Raw genomic sequence first — 25,340 nt, forward strand, 5'->3', positions numbered from 1 at the left:
AGAGTTTATGACGGATAGAACCATCATACAAGCGATCGTTCAGGCGTGGAAAATCGGATTTCCGATCTTCTTTCCGAAATTGGGAATCGTGGATTCAGTAGATTCGGATAAGAAACTTTTAACCGTAAAGATTGCGGAGGACTTCATTCATAACGTGACTTGGACAGAGCCTGTAATTCCGAGATCCGGTTCCAAATGTCTTCTGATTGCGAGAGATAATATCGAAAAAAGATACACCGCATTCGGATTTGAAAAAATCGATTCGATCAAAACGAAGATAGCGGATCTGGTTGAACTGGAAGTTAAAGAAGATAAAGCATTTATAAATTATAAAAATATAATTAAACTAACGATCGACGACGAAGGATTTCTTTTGGATCTGGGCGGAAAAACGCTCAAAATTCAGGGAGATATAGAGCAGGACGGAGATTTTAAAACGACCGGAAAAATGGAGGCGAAGAAAGAAATAACCGCATTTGCGGATTCTTCCAATTCCGTCGGATTATCGACGCACTTGACCGATTACGTGGATACACCGGTCGGGCCTTCCGTTTCGAGCAAACCAAAGGCAGGCACCTAATGATCGATTTTGCGAACGATCCGACTCGATTCGGAGATTTGGTTTTGGATTCTTCGGACGATGATTTGTTAAGCGACGGAAACGCCGTAAGAGTCGTTTTATCCGAAGTTAGGGAAATGTTCGAAATGACTGTTGGAGACGATATCGATTATCCAGAAATCTACAGTAGACAAAGAATAGCGCTCAATTCAACGGAGTACGCCGATCAAGCAGCGAGGATTCGCGATGCGGAGAGAATTCTTAAATTGCATCCGTTGGTCGATCCGCGCTCCATCGACGTTTCTCTCGATGTGGAAAGTCGAATCGTAGTTGATTTCCGATTAAAAACCGGAGAGTCGATCAAAGGAATTCTAATGAAATGAGCGAAATGAATAATGAAAACGAAATATATTTTTAAGGAGGTAGGAAATGAATTTAAACATAACGAAAGAACAAGTTCTTGCGGATCATCTTCAAAGCGTAAAGGCTTCCGGAGTATTTAAGAATCATACGTTTAGTCCGACTTCGAAAACGTTTTCAATTTTGAGAGCGGTATCGAATGCGGTATTTTTATTCATCGATACCGATCTTGTATCCGTTCAGAAAGCGATTCATCCGCATACCGCGGAAGACGATGCTCTTCACGAACATTTAATCCGAAGGGGAATGCAATGGAAACCCGCGCTTCCATCGATCATTAAAGTGAGAATAGGATCTTCCGTTCAGTCTGTTGTCGATCGGCAAATCCCGCAATCATTGATCGTAACTACTGCGGGCAATGAGGATCAAAGAGTCCGTTTTTTTCTGCAAGAATCCTTGGTATTGCCCGCCGGAGTCGCAGCCGACGCTCAGGGAAAATTTACGATAGAGGCTCTTGTTCAATGTACGATTGATGGTCCGATCGGAAACGTGGTGTCCGGTTCGATCAATACGATTGAAAATCCACCGGATGGTATCGATTATGTTTCGAACATCGAGATCAGTCCCGTTCAACAAGGACAATATCGGGAAACCAGAACTTCCGTAAGAGCTCGTTTGCAAAATGCGGAAGGCGTTTCTTCCAAGTGGACTCCAGCTTGGTATATTGGAGAAGCGGAAACATTCTCCTTCGTAAAACGCGCCATCTTTAAAAGTGCAAAAACATTGAAGACCGACGGAGAAGTGAAAGTTCTTTTACAGGGTACGGTTGGTCCGTTGACAAGCGCGCAGTTGATTCAAGTTGGGGATCATTTCAACTCGGAAGAAAACGATCCGGGAGGGGTGGCCCACGTTATAGTGGATAATATTTCGGAAACCCTGATCAACAAAACGGTTACGGTAAAATTTTCTTCGTCGGATACGATTCCGAGTCAGGTGGTTTTGGATCAGATCAAGGATGAATACTTTCTTTCTCTTTCCGAAGGTCAGGACTTTGTGGATGCCCAGTTAAAGGCTTTGTACCAATCTCTTCCGAATTGTATCGATGTGGAATTTAATCCATTAGGAAACGTTGATGTACCAGCAGGCTCGTTGGCCAACGCGGGCCCGGGATTTCAAGTGATCGGTGCGGTCTATGTCTGATAAGTTTAATTTCGATTTTGATTCTTACGTTTGGAAGAATCAAAGAAATCTAATTCGAAAGCTGGGAAACTCGAGTCTTTTTTATCGAATTCTAAAATCGATCCTTTCCGTTTTGAACGAAAGGGCCGTGAGATTGAATTGGTTATATCGTCAAATGTGGCTTGAGACGAGCGACGGTTTCGGTCTGATTCTTTGGGGAGCAAGATATAAGATTCAAAAACTCCCTGGAGAAACGGACGAGTCCTATAGGAATAGACTTTTACTGGCAAAGCTATTTAAGATGTCGATCGCGTCGGTTTCTTCGAAACGACAAGTAGTTCAATTCTCTACCGGCTTGAATCCGGAAGCGATTCGGTATTCTAAGATTTACGAAGCCGAAGAAACGAAAGATTGTTTTGTAATGGGGGGCGCCCCCGATCAAAGAATGATGTCGCGGAAATATATGTTGTTTCGATATCGATTTTTATTTCCCAAGCTCGCCGATTCTTTCAATCGCAACAGTTTGGTTCAGTCGATGGAAAACGTCAACATAGGCGGAAACGTCTGCGAATTTTGGGAAGATCAAGGTCCTTTCGAACCGTTCGTAATGGGCGGAACTTTGACGGGAAAAATGCATTCTCGAAGAGCCGAGAGAATACGAGAATATTCGATTTATTAAATATATAAAAAGCGGAATAAATATCCGTCCCTACTCGATCGCTCCGGATAGGAGCACTTATGGATAAATTATCCGGCATTATCTTTCCAAACGTCGGGAAGCGTGTTTTTCCCGAAGACTGGAGAAAAGAACAAGAATCCAAATCGCAAGAAGTGGTTAATCGTGACCTCGATCTTGTAGGGTGGGGAATTCATAGCGGAGGAACAATCGTAGTCGGTTCAGGATCCAATCGTGTGGATCTGATTGATACTTTGATCGCATATGACAATGAAGGAAAACGCGTTGAAGTCTCTCCTTTATCGGGAATTCCCATTCCTAATAATGCGACATCCACGCTTGTGGTTCGGCATACATTTCTGGAATCTCAGTATGATAGTCCTTCCAATCTTCCCAGTGACGGTCCGAATCTTTGGAGAGACAACTCGTATGAAATTTTCGCAAGACAAGGATCTCTCGCTACCGGTGACATTCCATTGCGATCTGTTTCTTCGAATTCTTCCGGGGTTGTTACGCTTGGTGCGGATCTTAGAATCTGGAGAGGGGTATCTGCAAACAATATCAAGGATGAACAAATTTCCGAAGAAAAACAATCATCTTCGGTTAAAACCGGTCAAGTTACGGACTTGCACGCGGATTTGATCGCAGGCATCAATCCTGATGCGAACAATCCTTTGAAATTCGTAAAAGGAATCAATCAAGCGTATCTTTATTCAAAGAATTTTGCGGAAGTTACTTTCAAGCAGGAAAGAAAATTCTTAGGGGAGATGTTTTGGATGGACGATCTTAGATCTCCTTCCACGGATTTTCCTGCGTTCTGTTTGGCCTCTGCAGATCAAGTCATCAATGCGACCGGGACAGGAGGAATGCCCGATCTCGTTCCGTATTGGTTGAATAAACCACTTCGCTACGACCCTCTTGCAGCAAATATCACCGATTTTGATGCGATCAGCTATGCGATTGTCAGCAATGTGTTAACGGTGACGTTCGCGAATAATGCTGCATGTCAAAAGATAATTGATGCTCTTGTGGAAGATAATCTTGTTCAAGGCGGTTCCTTTACAAATTGGATGACTGGAACGATTCTGCAAACAATCGGAGGGATTCCGGCTAACGCAACATTATCGATTTCCGCTCTTTCTTCTGCAAGCAGAACGATCAGTTTTAGCTGTGCTGCTGCTAATTCAAGCGGTTCTCTTTCGGGTGTGAGGGTTCGATTTTACAAACATCGTCTTCCTGATATTACACCAGGAACTACGGTGACCAATCAGGTTCGGCATTTTGCGGTTCAAGGACGAGGTTTTGTCTCTGTGATGGATACTGATTCTGAATGGATCGGAGGTTTAAGAAGAAGGGATCGATTTCAAGGGCACACAGTTAAGGGACAGTTTGATATGGGTGCGATTGCAATGGCTGGTACTACTGCTTGGGGTTTCACGGGCGTTGATAAATCTTGTGGAGTTCCTGTCACCTACGGATCATATGGTGTACCACGAATTGGTAATACAACCGATTCCCGTGGTTTATCATCATATCCTTATATATTTGTCAAACGAGTTTTATGAAAATTAAACTATACATAGCAAGTTACTTTTAAACTACTCAATCGCTTCTTTTACCAAGGAGAGATATGGAAAAAATATATATTTATTCTTCCGAAATATTGGAGGAATATCCTGCACTATTATCCCAATCGATCGAGTTGGAAGTGGAGCTTTTTAACAGAGATCAGCCTGAAATAAAGAAAAGAAAAATTTATAAAGGATCCTCTTTTCCACCGGAAGGTTATCGGTTCGAAGATGGCGAGTTAAAAGCGCTTTCCCTTTCGGAAAAAGCGGATCGTGGTTTAATCTCCATCCCGGAAGATCAGAAAATTGAAAACGAACGACTTGTTCCAAAAACGAATTTAGAACTTCTTCAAGCCGGAATTTTAACGATATCAGCGTATAAACAAAAGAAGATTGCCGAGATTTATTTCAAATTCGATGAAGCGATGGACCAAATTTTTTCTAAATATCCAAAGTCTGAACCTTTTTCTTGGCCGATTTTGGTTCCTCAGGCGAGACAATGGATTTCGGCAAACTCTCTCGAAAAGGAGAATCTCAAATCTTCTCTTGTGGCTCTCGTTAGTGAATCTAAAAGTCAAGAGGATGAGGATATTACGGAACTTGCAAATTCCATTTTGAATAAATCGAATCGATATGAATTTTTCTGCGGAATATGCAAAAGAATTAAACGGAAACTGATTTTTCAAATCGAAAGCAATGCAAAGACGAATGTTAGCGTTCTTTATCAAGAATTGGAATCGATAAAGATCGATTTTCCTGCTTTTCAGGAGTAAATTATGGATAAATTATCGGGAATAGAGTTTCCTACAGTTGGCAAAAGAGTTTTTCCAGAAGATTGGAAGAAAGAGCAAGAATCAAAAAGTCAGGAAATTATCAATCGGGATTTCGACGCTTTTGGAGCCGGAATCGATCGTGGTGGAAATATAGCAATCGGTTCTGCAGCAAATAGAGTTGATTTGACTGATTTACTAGTTGCTTACGACGAAAGCGGCAAGCGGATTGAAATCCCGCCTACGGCGGAAATCCAAGTTCCAAATAATTCTTCTTGCACGATTGTAGTTCGTCATAAGTTTCAAGAAACTGAATATACTAACCCGCTGAATCTTCCCAATGACGGTCCGGTTATTTGGAAAGACAACTCTTACGAGATCCTGGCGCGACAAGGTGCTCTTGTTGTCGGAGATGTTGCACTCCGGGCAATTTCTACCAATTCTTCCGGAGTTGTAACTTTAGGAAACGATCTCCGCGTTTATCGCGGACTCAAAGGAAACCGGATTCAAAACAACGAAGTCTCGGAAGAAAAACAAGCATCTTTGGTAAAGACCGGTTTGGTTACTGATCTACATTTGGATATTATAACTGGAATTAACCCTGATATAAATAATCCACTTAAATTCGTAAAAGCGATCAACCAAGTTTATCTTGTTCTTAAGAATTTTATGGATACAATTTTTAAACAAGAGAAGAAATATTTAGGAGAGATGTTTTGGATGGATGAACTGCGAAGTCCTTCCAGCGATTTTCCTGCATTTTGTTTGGCTTCCGCTGATCAAGTTATCAATGCAACAGGAACAGGGGGAATGCCGGATTTAGTTTCTTATTGGTTGAATAAACCGCTTCGTTACGATCCTCTTGGTGCAAATGTGACTGATTTTGATGCGATTAGCTATACAATTGCGAGTAACGTGTTAACGATTACTTTTGCGAATACGACGCCTTGTCAAAAAATGATCAATGCTCTGGCGGAAGAAAATTTAGTCCACGGTTCTTTTACGAATTGGATAACAGGAACTCTTCTCCAAACGATTGGCGGAGTGCCCGCAAATGCAACTTTGGCCATCTCAGCTTTATCAACCTCAAGTAGGACGATCAGTTTTACCTGCACTGCCGCCAATTCTAGTGGATCTCTTTCCGGGGTAAAGTTACGATTTTACAAACATAGATTACCGGATGCGGCTGGAACGACCGTCACGAATCAAGTGAGGCACTTTGCAATGCAGGGAAGAGGATTCGTTTCTGTGATGGATTCCGACAGTGAATGGATCGGTGGTTTGAGAAGACGAGATCGATTTCAGGGGCACTGGCATTCAGTTACAGGTATTTCAGCAGATCTGATACATCCAGATGGATATTCCGGGCCCGGTACTTCTCTAATTGGACAAGGACCAGTAACAGTATTGAATCCTATCACAGACGGAACCAACGGAACCCCTCGCACGGGAAAAACAACAGATGCTCGCGGACTTTCCGCGTTTCCCTATGTGTTTGCAAAAAGGGTTCTGTAAATAAAGTGTGAGCTATGTAAACATATTTGTTTGCATAGTTCGCTAAAATTGGTTTCCCTTTCGGGAAGTTTTATCGATTAGCATTACTGATTTTTATCGAGTAAAACATCCTAATAAAAGCGTTTGCTTTTAAGATAAGTATATTGCAGATTTCAAGTTTTTTATGATTCATACTGCAACAAATGAATTGTTTTTGATTTCCGATTTTACATTCGGATAATAATTGTGTTTACTACACTAGGCTTATTTTATTTGCTTTCTATTGACAACCTATTATAGAAAAGAAACTGAATAGTTTTTCGGAACGAAAAAATCGAATTAAGTTTGTGTTCTTCAAACGAACTTATTAGTTTTAATCGCACCTGTTCTATCGGAAACAAAACATTATTTCAATATGCTCGCCATTTTAATTTCCAGCACATTATCTTTGTATTTATTTATATCTTTTGGAACCGTAGTCGAAAAAATTACGAAAATAAAAATTCAATTTACCGATAGAATTTTTATTGGTCTCGCCGTAACAAACACATTCGTGTCTTTTTTATCGTTATTCTTTCCGATTTCCGGATCGGTATTGCTTATTTTTTTGGTATTCGGTTCTATCATCTTATATTTTTCAAAGGAAAGATTAAAGTCGCCGACAAACGGTCCAGTTCATAAAATTTTCGTAATTATTCTTGCAGCTCCTATTATCTTGATCGCATTAATTTTCTCCCTAAATCCCCCTTTAGCGTATGATTCAGGACTCTATCACATTCAGTCTATAAAATGGATCGAAGAATATTCCGCCGTGCCGGGCCTTGCCCATATTCATGGGCGAATTGGTTTTAATCCGAATGTATTTACGGTTTTTGCGCTTACTTCCTTAATGAATATTTTTAATCAGGAAATATTCTCCGTTAACTTCACTATTTATTCAGTATTAGTATTACATTATATATCTAAGATTCGTGAAATTTTGAAACAAGAAGGATTTACGAACTTATTCCTCCTAAATCTAATCGTATTCGTCGCAATCTTGGATCAGATTACCGATGTTTCATCACCAACTCCTGATCTTATTTCAATAGTATTTCCTTTATATATTTTGACGAACCTGCCGCGAAATACGAGCATCAACGCAGATTTGAATTTGAAAGATTACATTCCGACTATTATCTTATCCACGTATACAATCAGTGTTAAACTGGCAACGATTCCTCTTTTTTTATTGGTTCTCATTTTGATCGTCAATTTTAGAAAAGAAAGAGGTAAGTTATTTTGGATATCATCGAGCGTAACTTTAATTCTTTTACCTTGGCTGATTCGCAATTTGATATTAACTGGTTATTTGATTTATCCCTTTCCATCGCTCGACCTTTTCAATTTTGACTGGAAGCTTCCCATAGGGGAAGTGATTTCAGAAAAATCAGCAATAACGGGTTGGGCGAGAAATCCAGGAGAGGGGTATTATGAAGCTTCTCAAATGAATTTACAAGAATGGTTTCCAATTTGGTGGAAAAAGATAACTACATTCTATCGATTTCTTTTTTCTGCGGCGATTTGTTTTCCTTTGTTTGCCTTCATTCTTAATTTTTTCAAAAAAATAAAATTAGATTTTCAGACTTCTGTAATTCTTTTTGTTTCTTGGGTTGGTGTGATGTTTTGGATTTGCATAGCTCCCGATTTAAGATTTGGAAGAGCATTTCTTACCATCGCAGCCATTTCACCTCTCTTTTATTTAAACTTTAAGATCGATTTTCTTTGGATACGTGTACCGAAATACTTATCAAAAGGTATTGTGGTTTTATTCTTAATTTTAACTTTCAGTTTGCTAATGAAGGGAAAAGTTTATGCTCGATCTAAGCGATTCATTGCAGAAAATTATACTCTTCTGCTTCTTCCTAGAAAAATCGAAGTTCCTCAGAATTTGGAATTCAAAATAATTAAAATCAAGCATTTAGAATTTTTCATCCCTGTAGAAGGAGATCGATGTTTCGATCATAAGATTCCATGTATGCCCTATACTGATTATTCTTTTACTTTAAGGGGTTTTACTCTACAATCAGGATTTAAGAGTGTTCGAAATTGATAACACACAAATAAAAAAGGCGATGATTTCTCATCGCCCCTTTTGAATCAGATTTCTGATTGATTGAATTACTGTTGTGGAGCGGAAGTCGCGAAACGGAAGGTAACTCTTCTGTTTTTAGCGTCTTTTGCATCCAAACCGGAAACAGGCTCGGAAGAACCGGCGCCTTTTGTAACGATACGGTTTGCAGGAATTCCTTGTTTAATCAGAGCTTGTTTAACTGCGTTTGCGCGAAGTTCGGAGTAAAAGATATTTCCTTTTTTGTCTCCTTCAGCTTGTTCAGGACCGATCGCATCGGTGTGTCCTGTGATTTCGAGAGCGTAGCTGTCAGGAAGTTTTCCAAGACCTTCTTTGATCACTGGAGCATTTACTTTAGACCACTCGCTGAAATCTCCCGCGTTCACGTCCGCTTTTTTGTAGCTGAACCCTGGACGAGTTAAACCGTCCGGATATCTGAATTCTTTCAGTTTTTCGTTCAGAGAGTCTGCGATTGCTTCCGGAGAATTAGCATCAACGCTTCTGTTGGCTGCTGCGCCTTGCTCTTGTTGAGACGGCTCAGGAGCGGCAGATTCCTCTTTTTTTTCAGCGGAGGAGCAAAGAGTGAATGAAAATGCAATTGCACCGAGCAGAATCAGATTCAAAATCTTTTTGACCATGTGTCTTTCCTTCCTTAGATCTAAGGGGTATTGGTTTCAGTGTGTCATAATAAGGCTTAGGAAGGAAAATGGAAACTGTTTTTTTAGAGTGCTAAAAACGCGTGAAGTAAAAATCTGGAATCCTTTTCTCAATTTCAATGAACTTAGAACTAAAAGCAGAGGTCGCGGAAGAATTCTCAGGAAATCGATTGGATCGGTTCCTGAAATTTTCTTTTGGGGACGAAGTATCCCGTGCATCCATCCAAAAATGGATCGAGTCCGGCTATGTCCGCAATCAAGATCAAAAAATTCACGATAAAAGTTCCTGGAAGGTCAAAACCGGCGAACAGTATTTCCTATCCATTCCTCCAAGACCTCCTCTCAACCTCGAACCCATCCCGATGGCGTTGCCCGTAATTTTAGAAAGGGAGAATTTTCTCATCATTCATAAACCTCCGGGAATCGCGAGTCACAGCGGGCCGGGAGATCGTTCTCCTAGTTTGGTAAACGGACTGCTCTATCACTTTAAGGAATTGTCCAAGGCAGGAGGAGAAGCGCGTCCTGGGATCGTACACCGTTTGGACAAGCCTACGGAAGGATTGATTCTTATCGCAAAAAACGATCGGGCCCACGGAAAACTTTCCGAGCTTTTCCGAAAGAGAGAAATCGAAAAGAAATACTATGCTTGGGTCCAAGGACATCCTCCGGAAGAAGAGGGAACCATAGACCTTCCGATCGCAAGACATCCGGTCGAGCGGTTGAAGATGACGATTTCTCCCAAAGGAAGAAGGTCGATAACTCATTACAAAGTTCTAAAATACATCAATTCGCGTTCGGGAAGAAAATTCAGTTTCGTGGATATCGGATTGGAGACCGGACGTACGCACCAGATTCGGATTCACTTTCAAAGTCAAAGATGTCCGATCGTCGGGGACTTGTTGTACTCAAGATCGGGTTCTCAGTACGAATCCTACGGATTGCAGCTTATCTCCTATCGTCTCAAATTCAAAGATCCGTTTACGGGAGAAAAGATCGAAGCCGATCTGCCCTTGACCGAACGGTTTCTCAGGTTTGAGAAGAATGCTCCGCTATTCTAAATCGAATTTTGCTTTGATCCTTTCGGTCCGGTAATACCGGGAAATGTTCTCTGTAATCTAGAATCGTTTTCTTTTGAGCCTTGTAAAAAAGAATCGTTTCGACTTCTTCCCCTGCATCGGTAAATTCTCCGTTAGGCGAAATTGCGAGAGAATGACCGTTGTGATGAACGCTTTTGTTGTAACCCGCGATTCCGATTCGATTCACGCCGAAAACGTAGGCCTGGTTTTCGATCGCTCTCGTTTTCAAAATCAATTCCCAATGGTGAATTCTAGGAATCGGCCAATTTGCGTGAACGGTAAAAATGTCCGTATCTCCGGCGACCCTGCGGAAGATTTCCGGGAAACGAATGTCATAACAGATAAACGGAGTGATTCTGAAACTGTTCAGGTCGTAGCTTACGATTTCGGAACCTGAGCTGTAGTGACGATCTTCTCCTCCGAACGTAAACGGATGAATTTTAGAATAACGTAATACGATTTCTCCGCTTGGACCGACCACGCTGACCGTGTTGAACGGTTTACCTTCTGGATTCTTTTGAATCCAGCCCGCGCAGACATAGGAATTGGTAGACTCGGCGATTTCTTTTAAAAACGTCTCGGTGGGTCCCTCGTTCGGTTCCGCGATTCTTTTCGATCTCATCGTAAATCCGGTCGCGAACGTTTCAGGAAGAAGAATCAAATCCGGATTTTCATTTTTATTATTTTCAAGCGTAGAATGGATCAGCTTTCGTACGTGTTCGTAGTTCGCGTCTTGGTTTTCCCAAGAAAGATCGCATTGTACAAGAGCGACGTTGAGTTCACCTGGCTTCAAAGGATTCTTCTCCCGAATAAAATCGTCTTAATCATAAGACCGTTTCGAAATAGGTTTTCGGGGCGGCTTTCGGAGAAAAATTTTTCGATCGTATATCGTTCCATCGGATTCTGAAAATTGACTCGAGTTTGTTTCTCCGAAACCGGGCTCTCGGCTCCAGTCAATAAATTGCAAAGTCGGTTCGAAAAACTTCGTCTTTGATCGGAGGCAATTTATTGACTCCGCCTCCATCCCTGCCGCGTGAAAGCGCGGCGCTGAGTTCAACGAACAAAGTGAGTGGCTGCGTAGTATTTTAATATCGTTCCTTTATTGCGACTACAAAGACCTATTTTCATTCTTCCGAATAAACGGTTTCTTGGCAACCTTATGAAACTTAGGACGAATCGTGATTTCCGTAAAACCTAAATTTTCCGGGCCCGAAAGCGTATATTCGAACGCACTCAGAATTTCCGAAACGTTCAAGTAAGAATTCGGATCTTCGTCCTTCTCGAAGTCCAAACGATCGTAAAAATCCGTGTCCGCAATATCCGGATTGATGCTGATCAATTTGACTCCCGCCTTGCGGATTTCCTCGAATAAATTTAATCCGAAATGACGAAGCCCGGCCTTGGTTCCGGCGTAGGCGGCGCCGCGCACGGATTCTTTCATCGCGGCGATGGAATGGATCTGAAAAATCCATCCTTGATTTTTTTTTAAGTCGCGTAAGAGCAGTTTGGTGATCAAAATCGGGGAAACGAAATTTACGAGGAGCATCTCCTCCAATTCCCGAAACGGAATCTCTTCGTGGGGAGAGAAGTTTCCCAGACCAGCGTTGTTCACCAGAATTTTCAGAGGCGGTTCCTCTTTTAAAACATTCAATAATTCGAATTCGATTTTTTTTGTATCGGAAAGATCCAGCGTCAAATGACGATAAAGCTTCGATTCTTTCAAAAGGGAAGAGTCGGGTTCCGTTCTCGCGATTCCGACGACTCTGTAACTTTTATCGATTAGAAATTCGCAGATCGATTTTCCGATTCCTTTGGAAGAACCGGTTACGATCGCCAAAGAGCCGTTTGGCGGTTTTTCGGTTTTCATTTCGATTCCATCTCGCTTGCAACCAGTCTGTGAATTTTTTCCCGAACAACAAAGGATTCCAATTCTTTTTCGACGATCGAAAACATTTCCCTTTCCAATTCTTCCGGATAGGATTTTACTCCGGCGTGATTATCCATCGGAAGATAGAATAGATAAGAATCCGGTCTTCTCTTTTTAGAATTCTTAAAGTAATCCGAGTTCATCCGAAATACGCCCAAACTGACTTCTCTCAGTTTCTCTCCGGGGATTTCCGCAAAGATCTTTCGAACGAAATCAGGATAGATTTCGCGCCAATGGGGAACGTTTAAGATCGGGTCCAGACAAAGTCTCACTTGCCAGCCAGCATTCAACGCTTCTTTGATATTTTTCAGACGGGACGAAAGTCTCGGAGTCAATGGTTCGTGTTCGGCGACGACAAAATCCGGGGAAAGCGTCCAAGCAAGAATGACGTTGGGAGAAGGTTTTAGATCGGCGATGGATTTGAAGTTGGCGCTTTTGGTTCGGATTTCCACGATCAGATTCGGTTCCGTTTCTGCGAACGCAATCCATTCTTTACAATATCCTAATGTGTTTTCGAGCGCTAATAGATCGGTATCGTACGAAATACAGAGATACAACGGTTTGGAAAGTTTGAGCTGTTCCTTCGTTTCTTGTATGTATTCCTCGTTGTTTACGAAGACGACTAAATTCGCGGAAGAATACATTCCCTGAAGATAACAATAGGAACAGTTATAAAGACAATTCAACACGAGCGCGTTGTAATAAAAGAATTGATAACCGAAGTCCGGCGCCACTCCCGATCCGGAATATAAAAACTGTTCCTTGCGTTTTGCCAGAATCAGTTTCGGACTTCTTTTTTGGGCCTGAAAATTCTGTGCGGAAGGGTTGAACACTTCTTTGTAAGAATCGATGAGGATCACGTTCGAATCGGGAAACTTGGAAAGAATTTCCGACGTCCTCCGGTGATTCTTTGCGGATTCTTCCACATAGATATGAGAGAATCGTTTAGAACTGATAAAATTTTCGGAGCGCATTCAGTCCCTTCTTTCCTTCTTCTCTCGTTTTGACCTGCGTTTGGTCTGCATCGAAAATCCCGTTCGTGTTTTTTAAAAATGCAAGTCCCGGTTCGCAGGAATTACCGGTTCTAATTTTATATCCGATCATCCAATCTTTCAACTGAATCGCTTCGGTTTCGGATAAACGAAGCATGTCGCTCATTTCGTTGAATGCGAAATTCTCTTCCGGTTGTAAGCGGACTTCTCCGCTTGCGGAAACCGGAATGGAAAGAATCGTTTGAACCTTAGGGATCGATTCCGCGATCAATTTCGAAATTCGATCCGTTGCGGATATTCCTTCCGAAGATTCAAATTTCGTAAAATGATCGGAAACCGTTTTTACGATCCTGATTTTGTCGCCGGTGAAGAATTTCCGCGCGGCCTGGAAAAAACCGAACGCTTCCATATCGACTAACGTGTTCGGGAGTTCCTTCGTCTCGTTTTCAAAAACCGGTCGATCCGCGGTAATCAAGGAGGATTCCGAGACGGAATGTCGAAAAAGAATATCGGGATAAACGCTTTTTCCCGATCCTTGATCGGTGATCTTATGGATCAAAAAAGATTCTCCGATTTCGAACAACGGCTTCGGGGCGCCGCAGATTCCCAGATTTAAGATCCAGGAAGATTCTCCGATCGAAGTTTTGAATTCGTTTAATAAAAATGCGACGGACATAGCGGAATAAATTTTTCCCATTCCGGAAACGACGAGAGTATAATCCTCGTTTTGATAGACCGGAAATGGTGTTTGGTCCCGAAGTGTTTTCAAACCCAGAGTTTCGATCCAAGGTTTTGCTTCCGGGAAAAGCGCGACGGAAATAAAAATCATCTTTCTTTCTTGATACCGGAACATAGAATCTGGGACAAGAGAGAAATCATCGAAACGAAAGAAAAGGAGTCTTTCATGGATTTGATCGAAAAGGTAAAAAGAGAATTTTGGCCGAAGCTGAAATCGGTCGTCTCCAAGATTCCGTTTACGGAGGATCTGATCGCGCTTTATTATTCCATGATGGATCCGGAAACCCCCTTAAAAACGAAACTCGTGATTGCAGGTGCGTTGGCGTATTTTATTTCTCCGTTGGATGCGGTTCCGGATTTTATTCCCGGTGCGGGATTTCTGGATGACGCGGGAGTGATTGCGGCCGTACTGGCAAGTGTTCAGTCCGCGATCCGCGAAGAACATAGAGAGAAGGCGAGAAAATTTCTGGAGAACGAATGAGCTTAGACAACGAAATCAAAATCAGATACGAACATTTCCTGAACTTCGTTCCGAAGGTCATGGAATTTTTAGCGTCCACTCAGGAAGAAAACGATCTCGATATCGGTTACAAAGGAGAGATTGATCTCGTTACAAAAGCGGACAAGGGTTCGGAAGAAAGAATCATTTCCGAGATCGATCGAATGTTCCCGACCGACAGTATTCTCGGCGAAGAAGGAACGGACAAAAAAGGAAGTTCGATTTTTAAATGGATCATCGATCCTTTGGACGGAACCGTAAATTATTCTCACAGACTTCCGTTGTACTGTGCTTGCATCGGATTGGAAAATCAGGAAAGCGGAGAAGTCGTAATGGGAATCGTTCCTCTTCCGGGTATGAACGAAATCTATCATGCTCGAAAAAATCACGGAGCCTATAAAAATCAAAAAAAGATTTCCGTTTCTAAAACGAAGGAACTGAAACAATCCTTGCTTTCGACGGGATTTCCATACGACCGCGAAAAGAAAATCGATCGATTGATGTTTTACTACAGAAACTTTTTGTTGAAGACGAGAGGGGTTCGAAGAACGGGCGCAGCCGGTTTGGATCTTTGTTGGGTCGCGGAAGGAAGGTTCGACGCTTTTTGGGAAGAAGGTTTGAAGCCTTGGGACATGGCGGCTCCTTCCGTGATTCTTACCGAAGCCGGTGGAAAAATGTCCACGTATGACGGAAATACGTTTACTCCGTACATTCCGAACGTTGTTGCAAGCAACACTCTACTTCACGAAAAGATGATGGAAGGAATGCAGGAATATCTGAGAATTCCTACATAAATCGCGACCCTTAGGAAGCGATTTGCTGAGTTATCGCGACCCTGCCGAACGACCCTTAGGGAGTGAGACACTGAGTTTAGGAAGCGATTTGCTGAGTTATCGCGACCCTGCCGAACGACCCTTAGGGAGTGAGACACTGAGTTTAGGAAGCGATTTGCTGAGTTATCGTGATTTCAAAGCCCGACGTATTTTTTCTGAATCGTCTTTTCGATCAATCGAAGTAACTTTTCTTTTACCGTATCGGCGTTGAAGTTCAGCTCCACGTATTTCTTGCCGTTTTTACCGAGGATCATCGATTCATCGGGATGATTTAGAATGTAATCCAAGGTCGCAAAAAAGCTCTTTTGATCGGAATAAAAAAGACCGCCGTTGCTTCGAAGGCAATGACCTTTTAGAACATCCGATTTTCCATTTACCAAAACCGGCTTTCCTTTCAACCAAGCTTCCATCAAAACGATCGAAAAACTTTCCAACGGGGAGGAATTAATCAGACAAACGCAGCTTTCCAGAAGGTCGAGTTTGATTTGTTCTTCCACAAAACCTAGAAATTCTATATTCTGATTTTCTAAAATACGATTCGGAATTTTGGAAGCGATTTTTCCTACGATCTTGAGTTTGTGCGGAAGTTCCGTGTTCTTTTTCCATTCCGCGAACCATTCCGCCATTTCCAAAAAACCTTTTCCCTGATCCACGCGGCCCACGTAGAGAAGGAACGGGACCTTTTCGGAGGTCGGTGATTCTTCCTTTTTGGAAACGGCTTTGGTACGGACTTGTTCTTTGTCTTTGGATACGATTGCATTCGATCCGGAGATTCCGGATCGTTCGAGAAGATTCGATTTTGCTTTGTCCGTATAACGACTTAGATCGAGGTTCATTCCCGTAATTGAATAGATACTCGGTTTGAATCCGAGAATGTTTTGAAACACTTCCAATTCTTCCGGAGTGTTAAACGAATATGAACTCTGATCCGTTAGAACTTCCTTATATACCGGAAGATATGCAGGAGCTTCGTCATGGAACGTAGGAATGACGATCGACTTTTCTGCAACTAAGGGAGCCCCGAAAACCAAAGGATAATACAGATAACTTACGAAGAAAAAAACGTCGAACTCGCTCTTTCTCGATTCTATGAATTGAATCAGCTCGGGAATGTAAGGACCTTGTTCTTCAAGCCAATATTGAACATTCTCCTTATTCTGAAGAGAAGGTTCCTCCAAAATCTTTTTCGAGAGTTTGTTGAACTTATCGATGTTTCTTTGTTTTTCAACGGTAAATTGCAGAACGGTATATTTGCCGCCTAAGGAAGAATTTCTTTCTTCGATCAAAATCGGTTTGGAGGAGTTGCTTGTTTCTTGAAAAAAATTCTTTCCTTGAATCGAAATCGAATTTTTCCAAGTGATATAATCCAAGCTGCGAGTCGTTAAGACCGTGATTTCGAATTCGGACGCAAGAAGTTCCACGAACTGAAAGATGAGTTTTTCCGATCCTCCGGAAACCTTGTCCGAAAAGATCGGAGATACGACCGCGATTTTTTTAAGAGAGGGCTTCAATCGTTTTCCTGAGGACGGCCTTGGAATCCGTTTTTTTGAATTCTTCCAAACGAACATCTTGGTTGGTCAGAATCCGGTTTCTAAAAGAAACATCGGTTAAGATCTTATCCAATAAGATTGCGAGATCGGGAAATTTTTTTTCGCTAAACAGAACTCCGGCTCCGTTCAACGTTTCGGGAACCGCGCCTCCGGAATACGCGAGGATCGGAATTCTATGAACCATCGCTTCTATCAAAGGAACACAAAAGCCTTCGTGCTCGCTCATCGAAACGAAAGCGTCCGCTTCTTGATAAAGATTGTTGAGTTCTGAATCGGAAAGAAAACCGGTGATTAAAACGTTTTGACGAAGATCGTAAAAATCCAACATGCGTTCCAGCTCTTCGCGATACAGATACAATTCTCTCGAACTAAAACCTGCAAGATAAAATTGAAACTTATTCCCGATCATCGACTTATACGCGTAAGCGAGGCGAATCAAATCGTCTTGCCTTTTGTTCGGTGTGATTCTACCCACAAAAAGAATTTTTTTGATTTCCGATTCCGTTTTCGCGACCTTGGAAAAGTTTTCGGACAACTGATACGTGATCGGAAGAATCTGCACATTCTGAAAACCTAATTCTTCCAATTCCTGCTGATTGAATTTGGAGACTGCAAAGACGAGATCGAATCTATCCTTCATTTCTCTCAATTCTTCCCGACCCTTTTTCAAAAGATAACTCATCTTGAGATCGTACGATTCGAAGAAATGATGCGGAGTCACATTATGATAAATGAGAATTCTCGGAGAACGGAAGGTTCTCAAAAATTCAAAAACACCCGAATGAATCGAATGATGATAAAACAGGATGTCCTTCGAGGATTTGCTGTATGTTTTGTATTTTTTTACGAACGGAAATTTCGCCGCACCGATGTTTTCGGAATAAATGTCTCCTTTATATTCCAAATCCTTTAAGTAGTTGCGGATCTCCTGCATCTCGTTGCTGATCGCGTCGCCCGGATTAAAACCCGCGGAAAACTGTTGGACCTGTCTCATGCGAGAACCTTCTCTTGAAAAAGCGTTTCGAACGGGAAGGAATTGTATTGTCCGATGATCTCCTTTTCGTTTTCCGAAATTCGCTCACGGAGCGTTTTCTTTTCGAGAAGATTGTCCACAAGTCCCCCGAGCAGATCCATAGCCAAAGTCGATTTGTCTTTGAACAAAATGCCGCCGGTTTTCATCGTTTCCGGGGTCGCGCCTGCGTGATATGAAATTACCGGAATGCCTGCACCGAACGCTTCCAGAACGGGAATGTTGAATCCTTCATGCTCGCTCATGCAAACGTATAAATCCATCGAGTTCAAAAAGGTTTCCATTTCCGCGTCGTTGGCGTTCAAACGGATTTGGACATTCCCCATCAGACGCTTCTGGAGAATGATCTTTTTTAGAAAAATATAATATTCTTCGAATACCTTCGGAACGCTTCCGCAGATCAAAAGCTGCACGTTTTGCCTGAACTTCAAAATCGATTCGAGCATTCTCAAAAGGTCTTCCATTTTTTTGTTCGGAGAAATTCTTCCGATAAAGCCGATCGTAAATTCCCGTTTGTCCTTTATGCTTTTATCGCGGATCGAATATTTGCGGACGATCGGAAGAACCAGAGTGTTCGTGATTCCCAAAGATTGCAGAAAATTTGCGTTGAATGGCGAAGAAGGTAAAAACAAATCGGTTTCGTTTTTGAGGGAATACAGTTCCAAGAGAGACCGTTTTTCTTCGAGTTGGAGCGTGTTATAGATTTCGGAACTTACGAAATTCTTAAAGTAGATTGCGGGCGTAAAACTCTGATAACGAACTATTTTTTTTCCCGGTAAATTCCGAAACCAATCGAGAGGATAACCGCAACCGCCGTAATTTAAAATATGAATATCGTTTTTGGAGAATCGGGAAACGGTAGGATGCGTTTCGACCGGAAACGTTTCTTTCGAGAAATTTTTCAGACATACGATGGAATTGGGAACGCCGATCTTTTCTAAAACCGTGTGAATTCCTTTGATATCGTTTCCGATTCCGTCCCCGTCCCGAAACTCGGTGACGTGTTGATAGACTTTCATTTTCGAAACGAGAGGACGGTAAACCCGTCTTCCGATTTTTTTTCTATGATGTTTCTAAAACCGAGTTGTTTGAGATAATCCCGAATCAAAGGCTCTTGGATTTTCGTAAGCCGCAACGGCAAAAACGGAGAAGGGTAATTCGAATTTTCGTTGGAAAAACGGAATCGAATCTCCGTGCCCGAGGCGACCCCGAGGCTCAGCGAACGAAGAGCTTTTTCGATCAGCCAATGCGGATGGATGGATAAATTTTCAGATATTATAATTTTGGAATATACGGAACAATCTTTCGGAATCGCTCCGGGTTCTAGAAGCTGAATGTTCGTAGTGATCGAACCGCGGATGAATTCTTCGCAACTTTGGTTCCAGGTGACCGAATCGAATTGTGATCCGAGTTTTAAAAGCTGCTTTAGGATCTTTCCCCAACCCGGTGATAACACTAAAACTTTTTCGGAAGGGTCGATCGATTCCAAAAGAAAGTTTTCGCTCTCTTCGACAAACCCTTCCGAGTAAAGGTTTTCGTTGGCCCAAAGGAATTCGGGTCGAACTTCCTTTCCGATCGCTTGATTCCATTCTAAGAATTCGGAATAGAAGGATTCCATCTTCCGTTTCAGATTTTGATTTTCGGAACGGATCAAAATGAGTTCGTGCAATACGCTGTAAAATGCTCGTGTTCTATTTTCCGAAAGTTTTTTATCCAGGAAAGAATAGAATTCCGCGAATCGGATCAAAAGCCATTTGAGAGGTCCGCGTACGAACCAAAGTTTCGGGTTGGAGAATTTAGGAGGTGCGATTCCTTTTTCAAAAAGATGCGCGATTTCAGCCGGATCAAAATCCCGATATCCTTCCGGACTCGGAGGGGAAAATTTCCAATGAGTGAGTTTCTCTATGTCTTCTTTTGTGGAAGGATTTTTTTTGAGCTTGGATTCGATCTCTTCCATAATTTCGCGGACGTTGATCCGAGAATCTCTGATTTCGAATAGTTCCTGAAATTTATCTTCCATGCTCAAAAGGGGAGAGAATTTTATTCGATTGTTTTTTATTCATTTTCTAAAACAACAGTATTTTTACGGAAAACCAAGAATTCTATGAAGTGTTTGATAACGGGAGCGGCGGGGTTCGTAGGCGGTTACCTGCTGAAGGAACTGAAAGAATCCTATACCGAATTTTTAGGCATCGGAATTCAACCCGGGCCGGACATAGAAGCGGATCTTGCTCTTCCAAGATCGTATCGCTCTTCCGTTTGCGACATACGAAATCCGGAACAAGTCCGTTCCATCATTCATGACTTTTCACCGGATGCGGTTTTTCATTTGGCGGCTCAGCCCTTCGTTCCGAGAGCCGTGGAAGATCCGGGTGAAACGTTGGAGATCAACGTTCACGGAACGTTGAATATCTTGGAATCGCTGCGTTCCTTAAAAAAGAAAGTTCGCTTCGTTTACATCTCGTCTTCCGATGTTTACGGAAATGTTGCCGAATCCTGCCTACCGGTGCAAGAATCGATCTTACCCGCGCCATTGAATCCGTATTCTTCCTCCAAGTCTTGTGCAGAAATTTATTGCCTACAGTATCATCGATGGATTCCGGAACTCGAAGTCGTGATCGCGAGACCGTTCAATCACACCGGTCCTAAACAAAGTCTGAATTTCGTGATTCCTAATTTTTGTTCTCAGGTCTTGGAAGCTTTGAAAAAGCCGGAAGCAGAAAGAAAAATCTTAGTCGGCGACCTTTCCTCTACGAGGGATTTTTTGGATGTGCGAGACGTCGTGCGTGCGTATCGGATTCTCGCGGAGAAGGGAAAGCCCGGAGAAATTTATAATATCTGTTCCGGTCAGGAAGTCGTGATTCGAGACGTCTTGGATCGGATCATTTCCGAATCGGGAAAAAAAATTCCGGTCGTAGTGGATTCTTCCCGATTTCGTCCAGCGGAGATGAAACGTTTGTCCGGGGATAACGGTAAACTTCAAACACTCGGATGGAAACCGGCCTTCGGTTTAACGGACACGATTCGAGACGTGTATCAATGGGTATCGAGCGCCCGAACTCAGTAAAACGCTCTCTACGGATCGCGTTTTAGGAAGCGAGATAAGCAAATGCAGCAGAGCGTTGCATTTGGTTCTTGCATAGCAAGATGAGCGCCCGAACTCAGTAAAACGCTCTCTACGGATCGTATTTTAGGAAGCAAGGTGCGCGTAGTAACTCCGACAACTCTTTTGTAAAACTTTGCGGGCCCCGCCCTGATTTTGGGTGGGGGGTGTGGCGGTGGGAAAATCCGGACAAATTCCCCTCTATCAGAAAATTATAATTCCTGCAACGACTATTCTTTCCTGCGATTTGTCGTAACTCCGACAAATCATCGAATATCAGGAAACTCTAAAGCGCCGAACCTTTCCAAGTTTTGATTCCGCTTCCTTCGATCGGAAACGGATCGCCTAAATATTTCGGATTCGTTTTAAACAAATTCATATCGACCCACGCCAAGGTCCGCGCAAAAAATTCCCGGAATCTGCTGAACGGACCGCTCGTATAAATTCTACGATCGGATTCGAACGCTTGAAATTTCAAACCGATCTTATTCGCCAAAAACGCGGCCCGAGGTTGATAGATTCTCTGACTCACAAAGATCAAATCCTTGACTTGAAAAATTTCTTTCGCACGAACCAAAGTGTCCAAGGTTCGAAACCCCGCATGATCGACGAATATGTCTCTTTCATTCACTTGATTCTTCAGAATGTAGAGCAACATCGGTTTCACTTCGTTGTAATAAATCGAACCGTTGTCTCCCGAAAGAAGAATCTTTCTTACCTTCCCTTGATGATACAATTCCAAAGCGCAATCCAAACGATCTTTTAAAACGGCGGAAGGTTCGTTTTTATAAACGGACGCGCCCGGAACGACGGCAACAGTCGCCGGTCTCGCGGATCGATGATTCTGATATTTTTCGGTATGAAGATACAATTCTTCGAAGCTGAAATCGATTGCGATCGGAGCCGCGATTAAGAGGGCGAGAATCAAAAGCGCCCCGGTATAAAATTTCGATTTTTTGAAGAAGTTTAGGTTCAACGTTCCGTCCGAATTCGTCAAAATCAGGAATATATTTGGATAGGCTAACCGGCGGGAATTCAAGGGAGAATCCCTTTTTTTCTTTTCAACGGATCGGAACGGGGAAAAATTTTCTAAATAGGAAACAAACCATTGAGCCACGGGTCTTATCGAATGAGCAAATACCTCATGAATCTCCTGAATTCATTTCTCAGAATTACTGTCGCCGGTTGCTTCTTGGCGCCGGCGGTGACTTTTTCTCAGGAACTCACCATAGGACTTCGTTCCGGTACCGATTCCAATCCTCCCCCCGTCAAACAACTTGCACCGATGCGTCAGCTGAGAAGTTTCGGTCTCGTTTTCGGAAACGTGGATACTGTCAGAGAACGATTCGCTCTTTCCGAAAAACAATTGGATGAAATTTCCAAAATCAACGAGAAGCACAAACAAGAACACTTTCGTTGGCTCCAAAAAATTTCTCCCATCGAGATAGAACTCGAGGGGCTTTTGATGGAACCTAACGTGGATTTAACGAAGATCCGCAAGCTTCTCGTAGAGATCGGAAAATATACGGCGGAGATCCGTATCAATCAAATCTCGCATCGTCTTGCTATCGAAAAAGTATTAACTCAGGATCAAAAATCCAAAATCAAAGAACCTTCCGCTCCACCGGAGCCCGGATTCCCCGTGAATCTTTTTTCTCCGGAGAGAATCATCCTTCCTATACAAGGAATCTTACACTGAGGTACCAATGGACCAAAAAGAATTTACCGAATTGATCGATTCGACAAAACATATCGTACTTTCGGCAATTAAGAAGAATTTATTCGAGGAATTTCACGATTCCATCGACGACGTCGTGCAGGAAACGTATTTCCGCGCGTATAAAAGTCTTTCAGCGAACAAGTTTCGCGGAGATTCTTCCGTAAGCACTTGGCTTTATACGATTGCAAGAAACGAATCTCTGAGAATGAATCAAAAGAGATCCAGACAAACCGCGCTTGCAAGCAAGTTGAAAGAAAAAGTGATCCTGGATAATTCCATTCAAGAAAAAGAGGCTGCTTCGGCCAGCTTCACCGATTTTGAATTGAAAGATCTTTTAGCTATGCTTCCATGGAAGTATAAATCTGTGTTGAGTCTTGTCGGCGAAGGATACAAAGAACAGCAGATCGCCGAAAAGCTGAGTATTCCCGAAGGAACCGTAAAGTCTCGGGCGTTTCGCGGAAAACAAATGCTGAAAAAGATTTTCGTAGATAATAAATAGAGTGAGAGATAGGATTTATTCGGCATGAAATCGAACGGATTCGAAAAAGAAATTTCGGACAGACTTTGCAGCAAGGTCTGGAGTTCCAAAATCTGCGACGCTGTATATAAAAGACGCCGCTGGAGAATGATTCAACTTGCGTTTATCACGTTCTTAACCGCATTCTTCTCCACATCGTTCGTATGGCTGACGTTTTTTGAAAACAGCGGTCCTGCGATTGCACGCAACGAACTTCAGTCTTGGGTTCAAGAACAAATCTATGGAACGACTGCGGAAGCGGAATCCAAGGTTCACAACGTTTTTTATAAAGAAGCCGAAATGCCTCAAACCGGCGTACCGGTTTCTTTGGATGTGGACACTTTGATCGAAGCTTCCTTAGATCGCAGATAAAATGATGAATCGGTTCGACGATCTTTTGTCGTTCGAACCGGGAACTTGTATAACAGGACGTTTCGTTTCGAATCGTCCGAACGGATTGAAATCGTATTCGAGAATTTTGAATTCTCCATTTAAAAAATAGAGGCGGCGTTTTTTACAAAGGCCGTCGTCGTAAAGTGTCTCGGCTGGAATCCGGATTTTCCGGAAATACAATAAAACTTGGAGAAAGCCCATGTTTGCGTTAACTTCCAGTCGCCCCTCCGATTCAAAACCTCAGAAACACAAATCGCCTCCGGGTTCGTACGGATTCTTTGCGCTTCGACATTTATATCGAATGCGGAAAGACATCATCGGATTTTTCGAGGATATGAAAAAAAAACACGGAGACGTGGTTCTATTCGGAATCCGTAAAACGAGAATCTTTATGATTCAAAGTCCGGAGGACGTTCGTCACGTTCTTCAGGAGAATAGTTCCAATTATCATAAAAGCGTGTTCTATCGCGAACTCAAACGCGTTTTGGGAAAAGGTCTTTTGACCTCGGAAGGGGATTTTTGGAAAAAACAAAGAAGGCTCATTCAACCCGCGTTTCACCGCCAAAGAATATCAGAATTTACGCATATTATGGCGGACGAAACGCTCAACCTGTTTCGGGAATGGGACGGGAAAGAACAAAACGGAAAACTAAGAGTCGATCTTTCCGAAGAGATGATGCGGCTTACGTTTGCGATCGTCGGTAAGACGCTTTTTCGATCGGACGTTAAGGAATACTCCGAAATCATCGCAAAGAACGTGGAAACCGCGATGGAAGAGATTACAAGAAGATTGACGATGGTCTTTCCTCCTCCGGTACATTGGCCTCTTCCGAGCAATCGAAGACTTTTAAATTCCGTACGTTCCATGGACGAAGTCATTTACGAACTCATCGATCAAAGAAGAAAGAATTCTTCCAATGATCTGATCAGTATGCTTCTTGAAATCCAGGATGAAGAAACCGGAGAAAAGATGAGTCTCGAACAAGTCCGTGACGAAGCGATCACGCTCTTGCTCGCCGGGCATGAAACGACGGCTAACGCGTTGACTTGGGCGTTTTATCTTCTTTCCAATCATCCCGAAATTTATTCCAAACTCAAAGAAGAAGCGAAGAACGTTCTCGGCGATCGAACTCCTGCATTGGAGGATGTAGCGTCACTCACTTATTCCAGAATGGTTTTGGAGGAATCGATGCGATTGTATCCTCCCGCTTGGACTGTCGAACGTTCCGCGCTCGGTCCGGACACGGTCGGCGGTTATCATGTTCCCGTGGGAACGAACGTTTCCATTTGCATCTATTCGATTCACAGGGATCCACGGTTTTGGAAAGAGCCGGAAAAATTCTGGCCCGAACGATTCTCAGAAGAAAACTCGAAAGACCGTCCGAAATACGCTTATATACCGTTCGGAGGCGGTCCGAGAATGTGCATCGGAAACGTATTCGCGATGACGGAAGGGATTTTGATTCTGAGCATGATCGCAAGAAAATACGATTTAAAGCCCGTTCCCGGTCATAAGGTCGAATTGGAACCTTTAGTCACATTGCGACCGAAGCACGGAATGCTAATGGACTTGGTTTCCACTTGACCTAT

At 42.6% G+C, this 25,340-nt stretch carries 25 protein-coding genes and 1 pseudogene; 16 read left to right on the forward strand and 10 right to left on the reverse strand.

The genetic code is table 11. From position 1 onward, the window contains the following. The first annotated feature begins 7 nt into the window (after positions 1 to 7). From DLM76_RS06565 to DLM76_RS06600, 8 genes and pseudogenes are all read left to right on the forward strand, one after another. Entirely contained in the window at positions 8 to 580 is a 573-nt protein-coding gene (locus DLM76_RS06565) for a hypothetical protein (RefSeq protein ID WP_118954344.1), read from the forward strand. Beyond that, a complete protein-coding gene (locus DLM76_RS06570; protein ID WP_118954343.1) occupies positions 580 to 942 on the forward strand; it encodes an LIC10183 family protein in 363 nt (120 codons plus the stop codon). Before DLM76_RS06565 ends, DLM76_RS06570 begins: the two co-directional genes overlap by 1 nt. A gap of 46 nt (positions 943 to 988) precedes the next feature. Further along, the gene (locus DLM76_RS06575; protein ID WP_118964722.1) at positions 989 to 2,119 is read left to right on the forward strand and encodes a baseplate J/gp47 family protein; all 1,131 of its coding nucleotides are present in this window, start codon (positions 989 to 991) and stop codon (positions 2,117 to 2,119) included. Then, positions 2,112 to 2,777: a hypothetical protein gene (locus tag DLM76_RS06580; protein ID WP_118964723.1), complete on the forward strand. Its 666-nt coding sequence runs from the start codon at positions 2,112 to 2,114 to the stop codon at positions 2,775 to 2,777. Before DLM76_RS06575 ends, DLM76_RS06580 begins: the two co-directional genes overlap by 8 nt. A 59-nt stretch (positions 2,778 to 2,836) precedes the next feature. Then, a pseudogene (locus DLM76_RS06585) lies at positions 2,837 to 4,147 on the forward strand (hypothetical protein); the annotation flags it as partial. 257 nt (positions 4,148 to 4,404) lie between these two features. Then, positions 4,405 to 5,115 carry a hypothetical protein gene (locus DLM76_RS21680; protein WP_118964725.1) on the forward strand — a complete coding sequence of 237 codons (711 nt, stop codon included), beginning with the start codon at positions 4,405 to 4,407 and terminating at the stop codon, positions 5,113 to 5,115. A 3-nt stretch (positions 5,116 to 5,118) separates the two neighbouring features. Next, positions 5,119 to 6,627 carry a hypothetical protein gene (locus DLM76_RS06595; protein WP_118964726.1) on the forward strand — a complete coding sequence of 503 codons (1,509 nt, stop codon included), beginning with the start codon at positions 5,119 to 5,121 and terminating at the stop codon, positions 6,625 to 6,627. 394 nt (positions 6,628 to 7,021) lie between these two features. Then, on the forward strand, positions 7,022 to 8,698 hold the full coding sequence (locus DLM76_RS06600) for an LIC_10190 family membrane protein (protein ID WP_118964727.1): 1,677 nt from the start codon (positions 7,022 to 7,024) through the stop codon (positions 8,696 to 8,698). A 68-nt stretch (positions 8,699 to 8,766) separates the two neighbouring features. On the opposite strand, the gene loa22 is transcribed toward DLM76_RS06600, so the two are convergent. Continuing rightward, positions 8,767 to 9,354 carry an OmpA family outer membrane lipoprotein Loa22 gene (gene loa22 / locus DLM76_RS06605; RefSeq protein WP_118954337.1) on the reverse strand — a complete coding sequence of 196 codons (588 nt, stop codon included), beginning with the start codon at positions 9,352 to 9,354 and terminating at the stop codon, positions 8,767 to 8,769. Positions 9,355 to 9,491: 137 nt separating this feature from the next. Here loa22 and DLM76_RS06610 point away from each other — a divergent pair, with 137 nt between their 5' ends. Next, positions 9,492 to 10,430, forward strand: a complete 939-nt coding sequence (locus tag DLM76_RS06610) for an RluA family pseudouridine synthase (protein WP_118954336.1) — start codon at positions 9,492 to 9,494, stop codon at positions 10,428 to 10,430. Here the strand turns inward: DLM76_RS06610 and DLM76_RS06615 are convergent. From DLM76_RS06615 to DLM76_RS06630, 4 genes are all read right to left on the reverse strand, one after another. Continuing rightward, positions 10,399 to 11,241, reverse strand: coding sequence for a carbon-nitrogen family hydrolase (locus DLM76_RS06615; RefSeq protein WP_118964728.1), 843 nt, complete (start codon positions 11,239 to 11,241; stop codon positions 10,399 to 10,401). The genes DLM76_RS06610 and DLM76_RS06615 overlap by 32 nt on opposite strands. A 315-nt stretch (positions 11,242 to 11,556) precedes the next feature. After that, positions 11,557 to 12,315: an SDR family oxidoreductase gene (locus DLM76_RS06620; protein ID WP_118964729.1), complete on the reverse strand. Its 759-nt coding sequence runs from the start codon at positions 12,313 to 12,315 to the stop codon at positions 11,557 to 11,559. Continuing rightward, the gene (locus DLM76_RS06625) at positions 12,312 to 13,349 is read right to left on the reverse strand and encodes an SPL family radical SAM protein (RefSeq protein ID WP_118964730.1); all 1,038 of its coding nucleotides are present in this window, start codon (positions 13,347 to 13,349) and stop codon (positions 12,312 to 12,314) included. Before DLM76_RS06625 ends, DLM76_RS06620 begins: the two co-directional genes overlap by 4 nt. After that, positions 13,321 to 14,196 (reverse strand): 5'-methylthioadenosine/S-adenosylhomocysteine nucleosidase family protein, encoded by an 876-nt coding sequence (locus DLM76_RS06630; protein ID WP_118964948.1) that lies wholly within the window; start codon positions 14,194 to 14,196, stop codon positions 13,321 to 13,323. Before DLM76_RS06630 ends, DLM76_RS06625 begins: the two co-directional genes overlap by 29 nt. A gap of 75 nt (positions 14,197 to 14,271) precedes the next feature. Here DLM76_RS06630 and DLM76_RS06635 point away from each other — a divergent pair, with 75 nt between their 5' ends. Further along, positions 14,272 to 14,586 carry a YkvA family protein gene (locus tag DLM76_RS06635; protein WP_118954617.1) on the forward strand — a complete coding sequence of 105 codons (315 nt, stop codon included), beginning with the start codon at positions 14,272 to 14,274 and terminating at the stop codon, positions 14,584 to 14,586. Next, positions 14,583 to 15,398, forward strand: coding sequence for an inositol monophosphatase family protein (locus tag DLM76_RS06640; protein ID WP_118954331.1), 816 nt, complete (start codon positions 14,583 to 14,585; stop codon positions 15,396 to 15,398). Before DLM76_RS06635 ends, DLM76_RS06640 begins: the two co-directional genes overlap by 4 nt. A gap of 173 nt (positions 15,399 to 15,571) precedes the next feature. Here DLM76_RS06640 and DLM76_RS06650 read toward each other — a convergent pair whose 3' ends face one another. Genes DLM76_RS06650 through DLM76_RS06665 form a run of 4 tightly spaced genes read right to left on the reverse strand, consistent with a single transcriptional unit; the run spans position 15,572 to position 20,037 of the window. Further along, positions 15,572 to 16,948: a glycosyltransferase family 4 protein gene (locus DLM76_RS06650; protein ID WP_118964732.1), complete on the reverse strand. Its 1,377-nt coding sequence runs from the start codon at positions 16,946 to 16,948 to the stop codon at positions 15,572 to 15,574. Then, positions 16,932 to 17,981, reverse strand: a complete 1,050-nt coding sequence (locus tag DLM76_RS06655; RefSeq protein ID WP_118964733.1) for a glycosyltransferase family 4 protein — start codon at positions 17,979 to 17,981, stop codon at positions 16,932 to 16,934. The genes DLM76_RS06650 and DLM76_RS06655 overlap by 17 nt, the downstream gene beginning before the upstream one ends. Then, complete coding sequence (locus DLM76_RS06660; RefSeq protein WP_118964734.1) at positions 17,978 to 19,036, reverse strand: glycosyltransferase family 4 protein; 1,059 nt, start codon at positions 19,034 to 19,036, stop codon at positions 17,978 to 17,980. The genes DLM76_RS06655 and DLM76_RS06660 overlap by 4 nt, the downstream gene beginning before the upstream one ends. Further along, entirely contained in the window at positions 19,033 to 20,037 is a 1,005-nt protein-coding gene (locus tag DLM76_RS06665) for an LIC_10202 family protein (protein ID WP_118964735.1), read from the reverse strand. Before DLM76_RS06665 ends, DLM76_RS06660 begins: the two co-directional genes overlap by 4 nt. 84 nt (positions 20,038 to 20,121) lie before the next feature. On the opposite strand from DLM76_RS06665, the gene DLM76_RS06670 reads away from it, so the two are divergent. After that, positions 20,122 to 21,084, forward strand: coding sequence for a GDP-mannose 4,6-dehydratase (locus DLM76_RS06670; protein WP_118964736.1), 963 nt, complete (start codon positions 20,122 to 20,124; stop codon positions 21,082 to 21,084). A 322-nt stretch (positions 21,085 to 21,406) separates the two neighbouring features. On the opposite strand, the gene DLM76_RS06675 is transcribed toward DLM76_RS06670, so the two are convergent. Further along, the gene (locus DLM76_RS06675) at positions 21,407 to 22,096 is read right to left on the reverse strand and encodes a SanA/YdcF family protein (RefSeq protein WP_118954615.1); all 690 of its coding nucleotides are present in this window, start codon (positions 22,094 to 22,096) and stop codon (positions 21,407 to 21,409) included. Between the two features lie 168 nt (positions 22,097 to 22,264). Between DLM76_RS06675 and DLM76_RS06680 the strand changes: the two genes are divergently transcribed. The 4 genes from DLM76_RS06680 (at position 22,265) to DLM76_RS06700 (ending at position 25,335) form a co-directional block, all read left to right on the forward strand. Beyond that, the gene (locus DLM76_RS06680) at positions 22,265 to 22,819 is read left to right on the forward strand and encodes a Spy/CpxP family protein refolding chaperone (RefSeq protein WP_118964949.1); all 555 of its coding nucleotides are present in this window, start codon (positions 22,265 to 22,267) and stop codon (positions 22,817 to 22,819) included. 7 nt (positions 22,820 to 22,826) lie between these two features. Continuing rightward, positions 22,827 to 23,339, forward strand: a complete 513-nt coding sequence (locus DLM76_RS06685) for an RNA polymerase sigma factor (protein WP_118954325.1) — start codon at positions 22,827 to 22,829, stop codon at positions 23,337 to 23,339. A gap of 24 nt (positions 23,340 to 23,363) precedes the next feature. Then, positions 23,364 to 23,729, forward strand: coding sequence for a hypothetical protein (locus DLM76_RS06690; protein WP_118954324.1), 366 nt, complete (start codon positions 23,364 to 23,366; stop codon positions 23,727 to 23,729). A 220-nt stretch (positions 23,730 to 23,949) separates the two neighbouring features. Further along, on the forward strand, positions 23,950 to 25,335 hold the full coding sequence (locus tag DLM76_RS06700) for a cytochrome P450 (RefSeq protein ID WP_118964738.1): 1,386 nt from the start codon (positions 23,950 to 23,952) through the stop codon (positions 25,333 to 25,335). The last annotated feature ends 5 nt before the right edge of the window (positions 25,336 to 25,340 follow it).

The organism is Leptospira yasudae, from assembly GCF_003545925.1.
Classification (GTDB): domain Bacteria; phylum Spirochaetota; class Leptospiria; order Leptospirales; family Leptospiraceae; genus Leptospira; species Leptospira yasudae.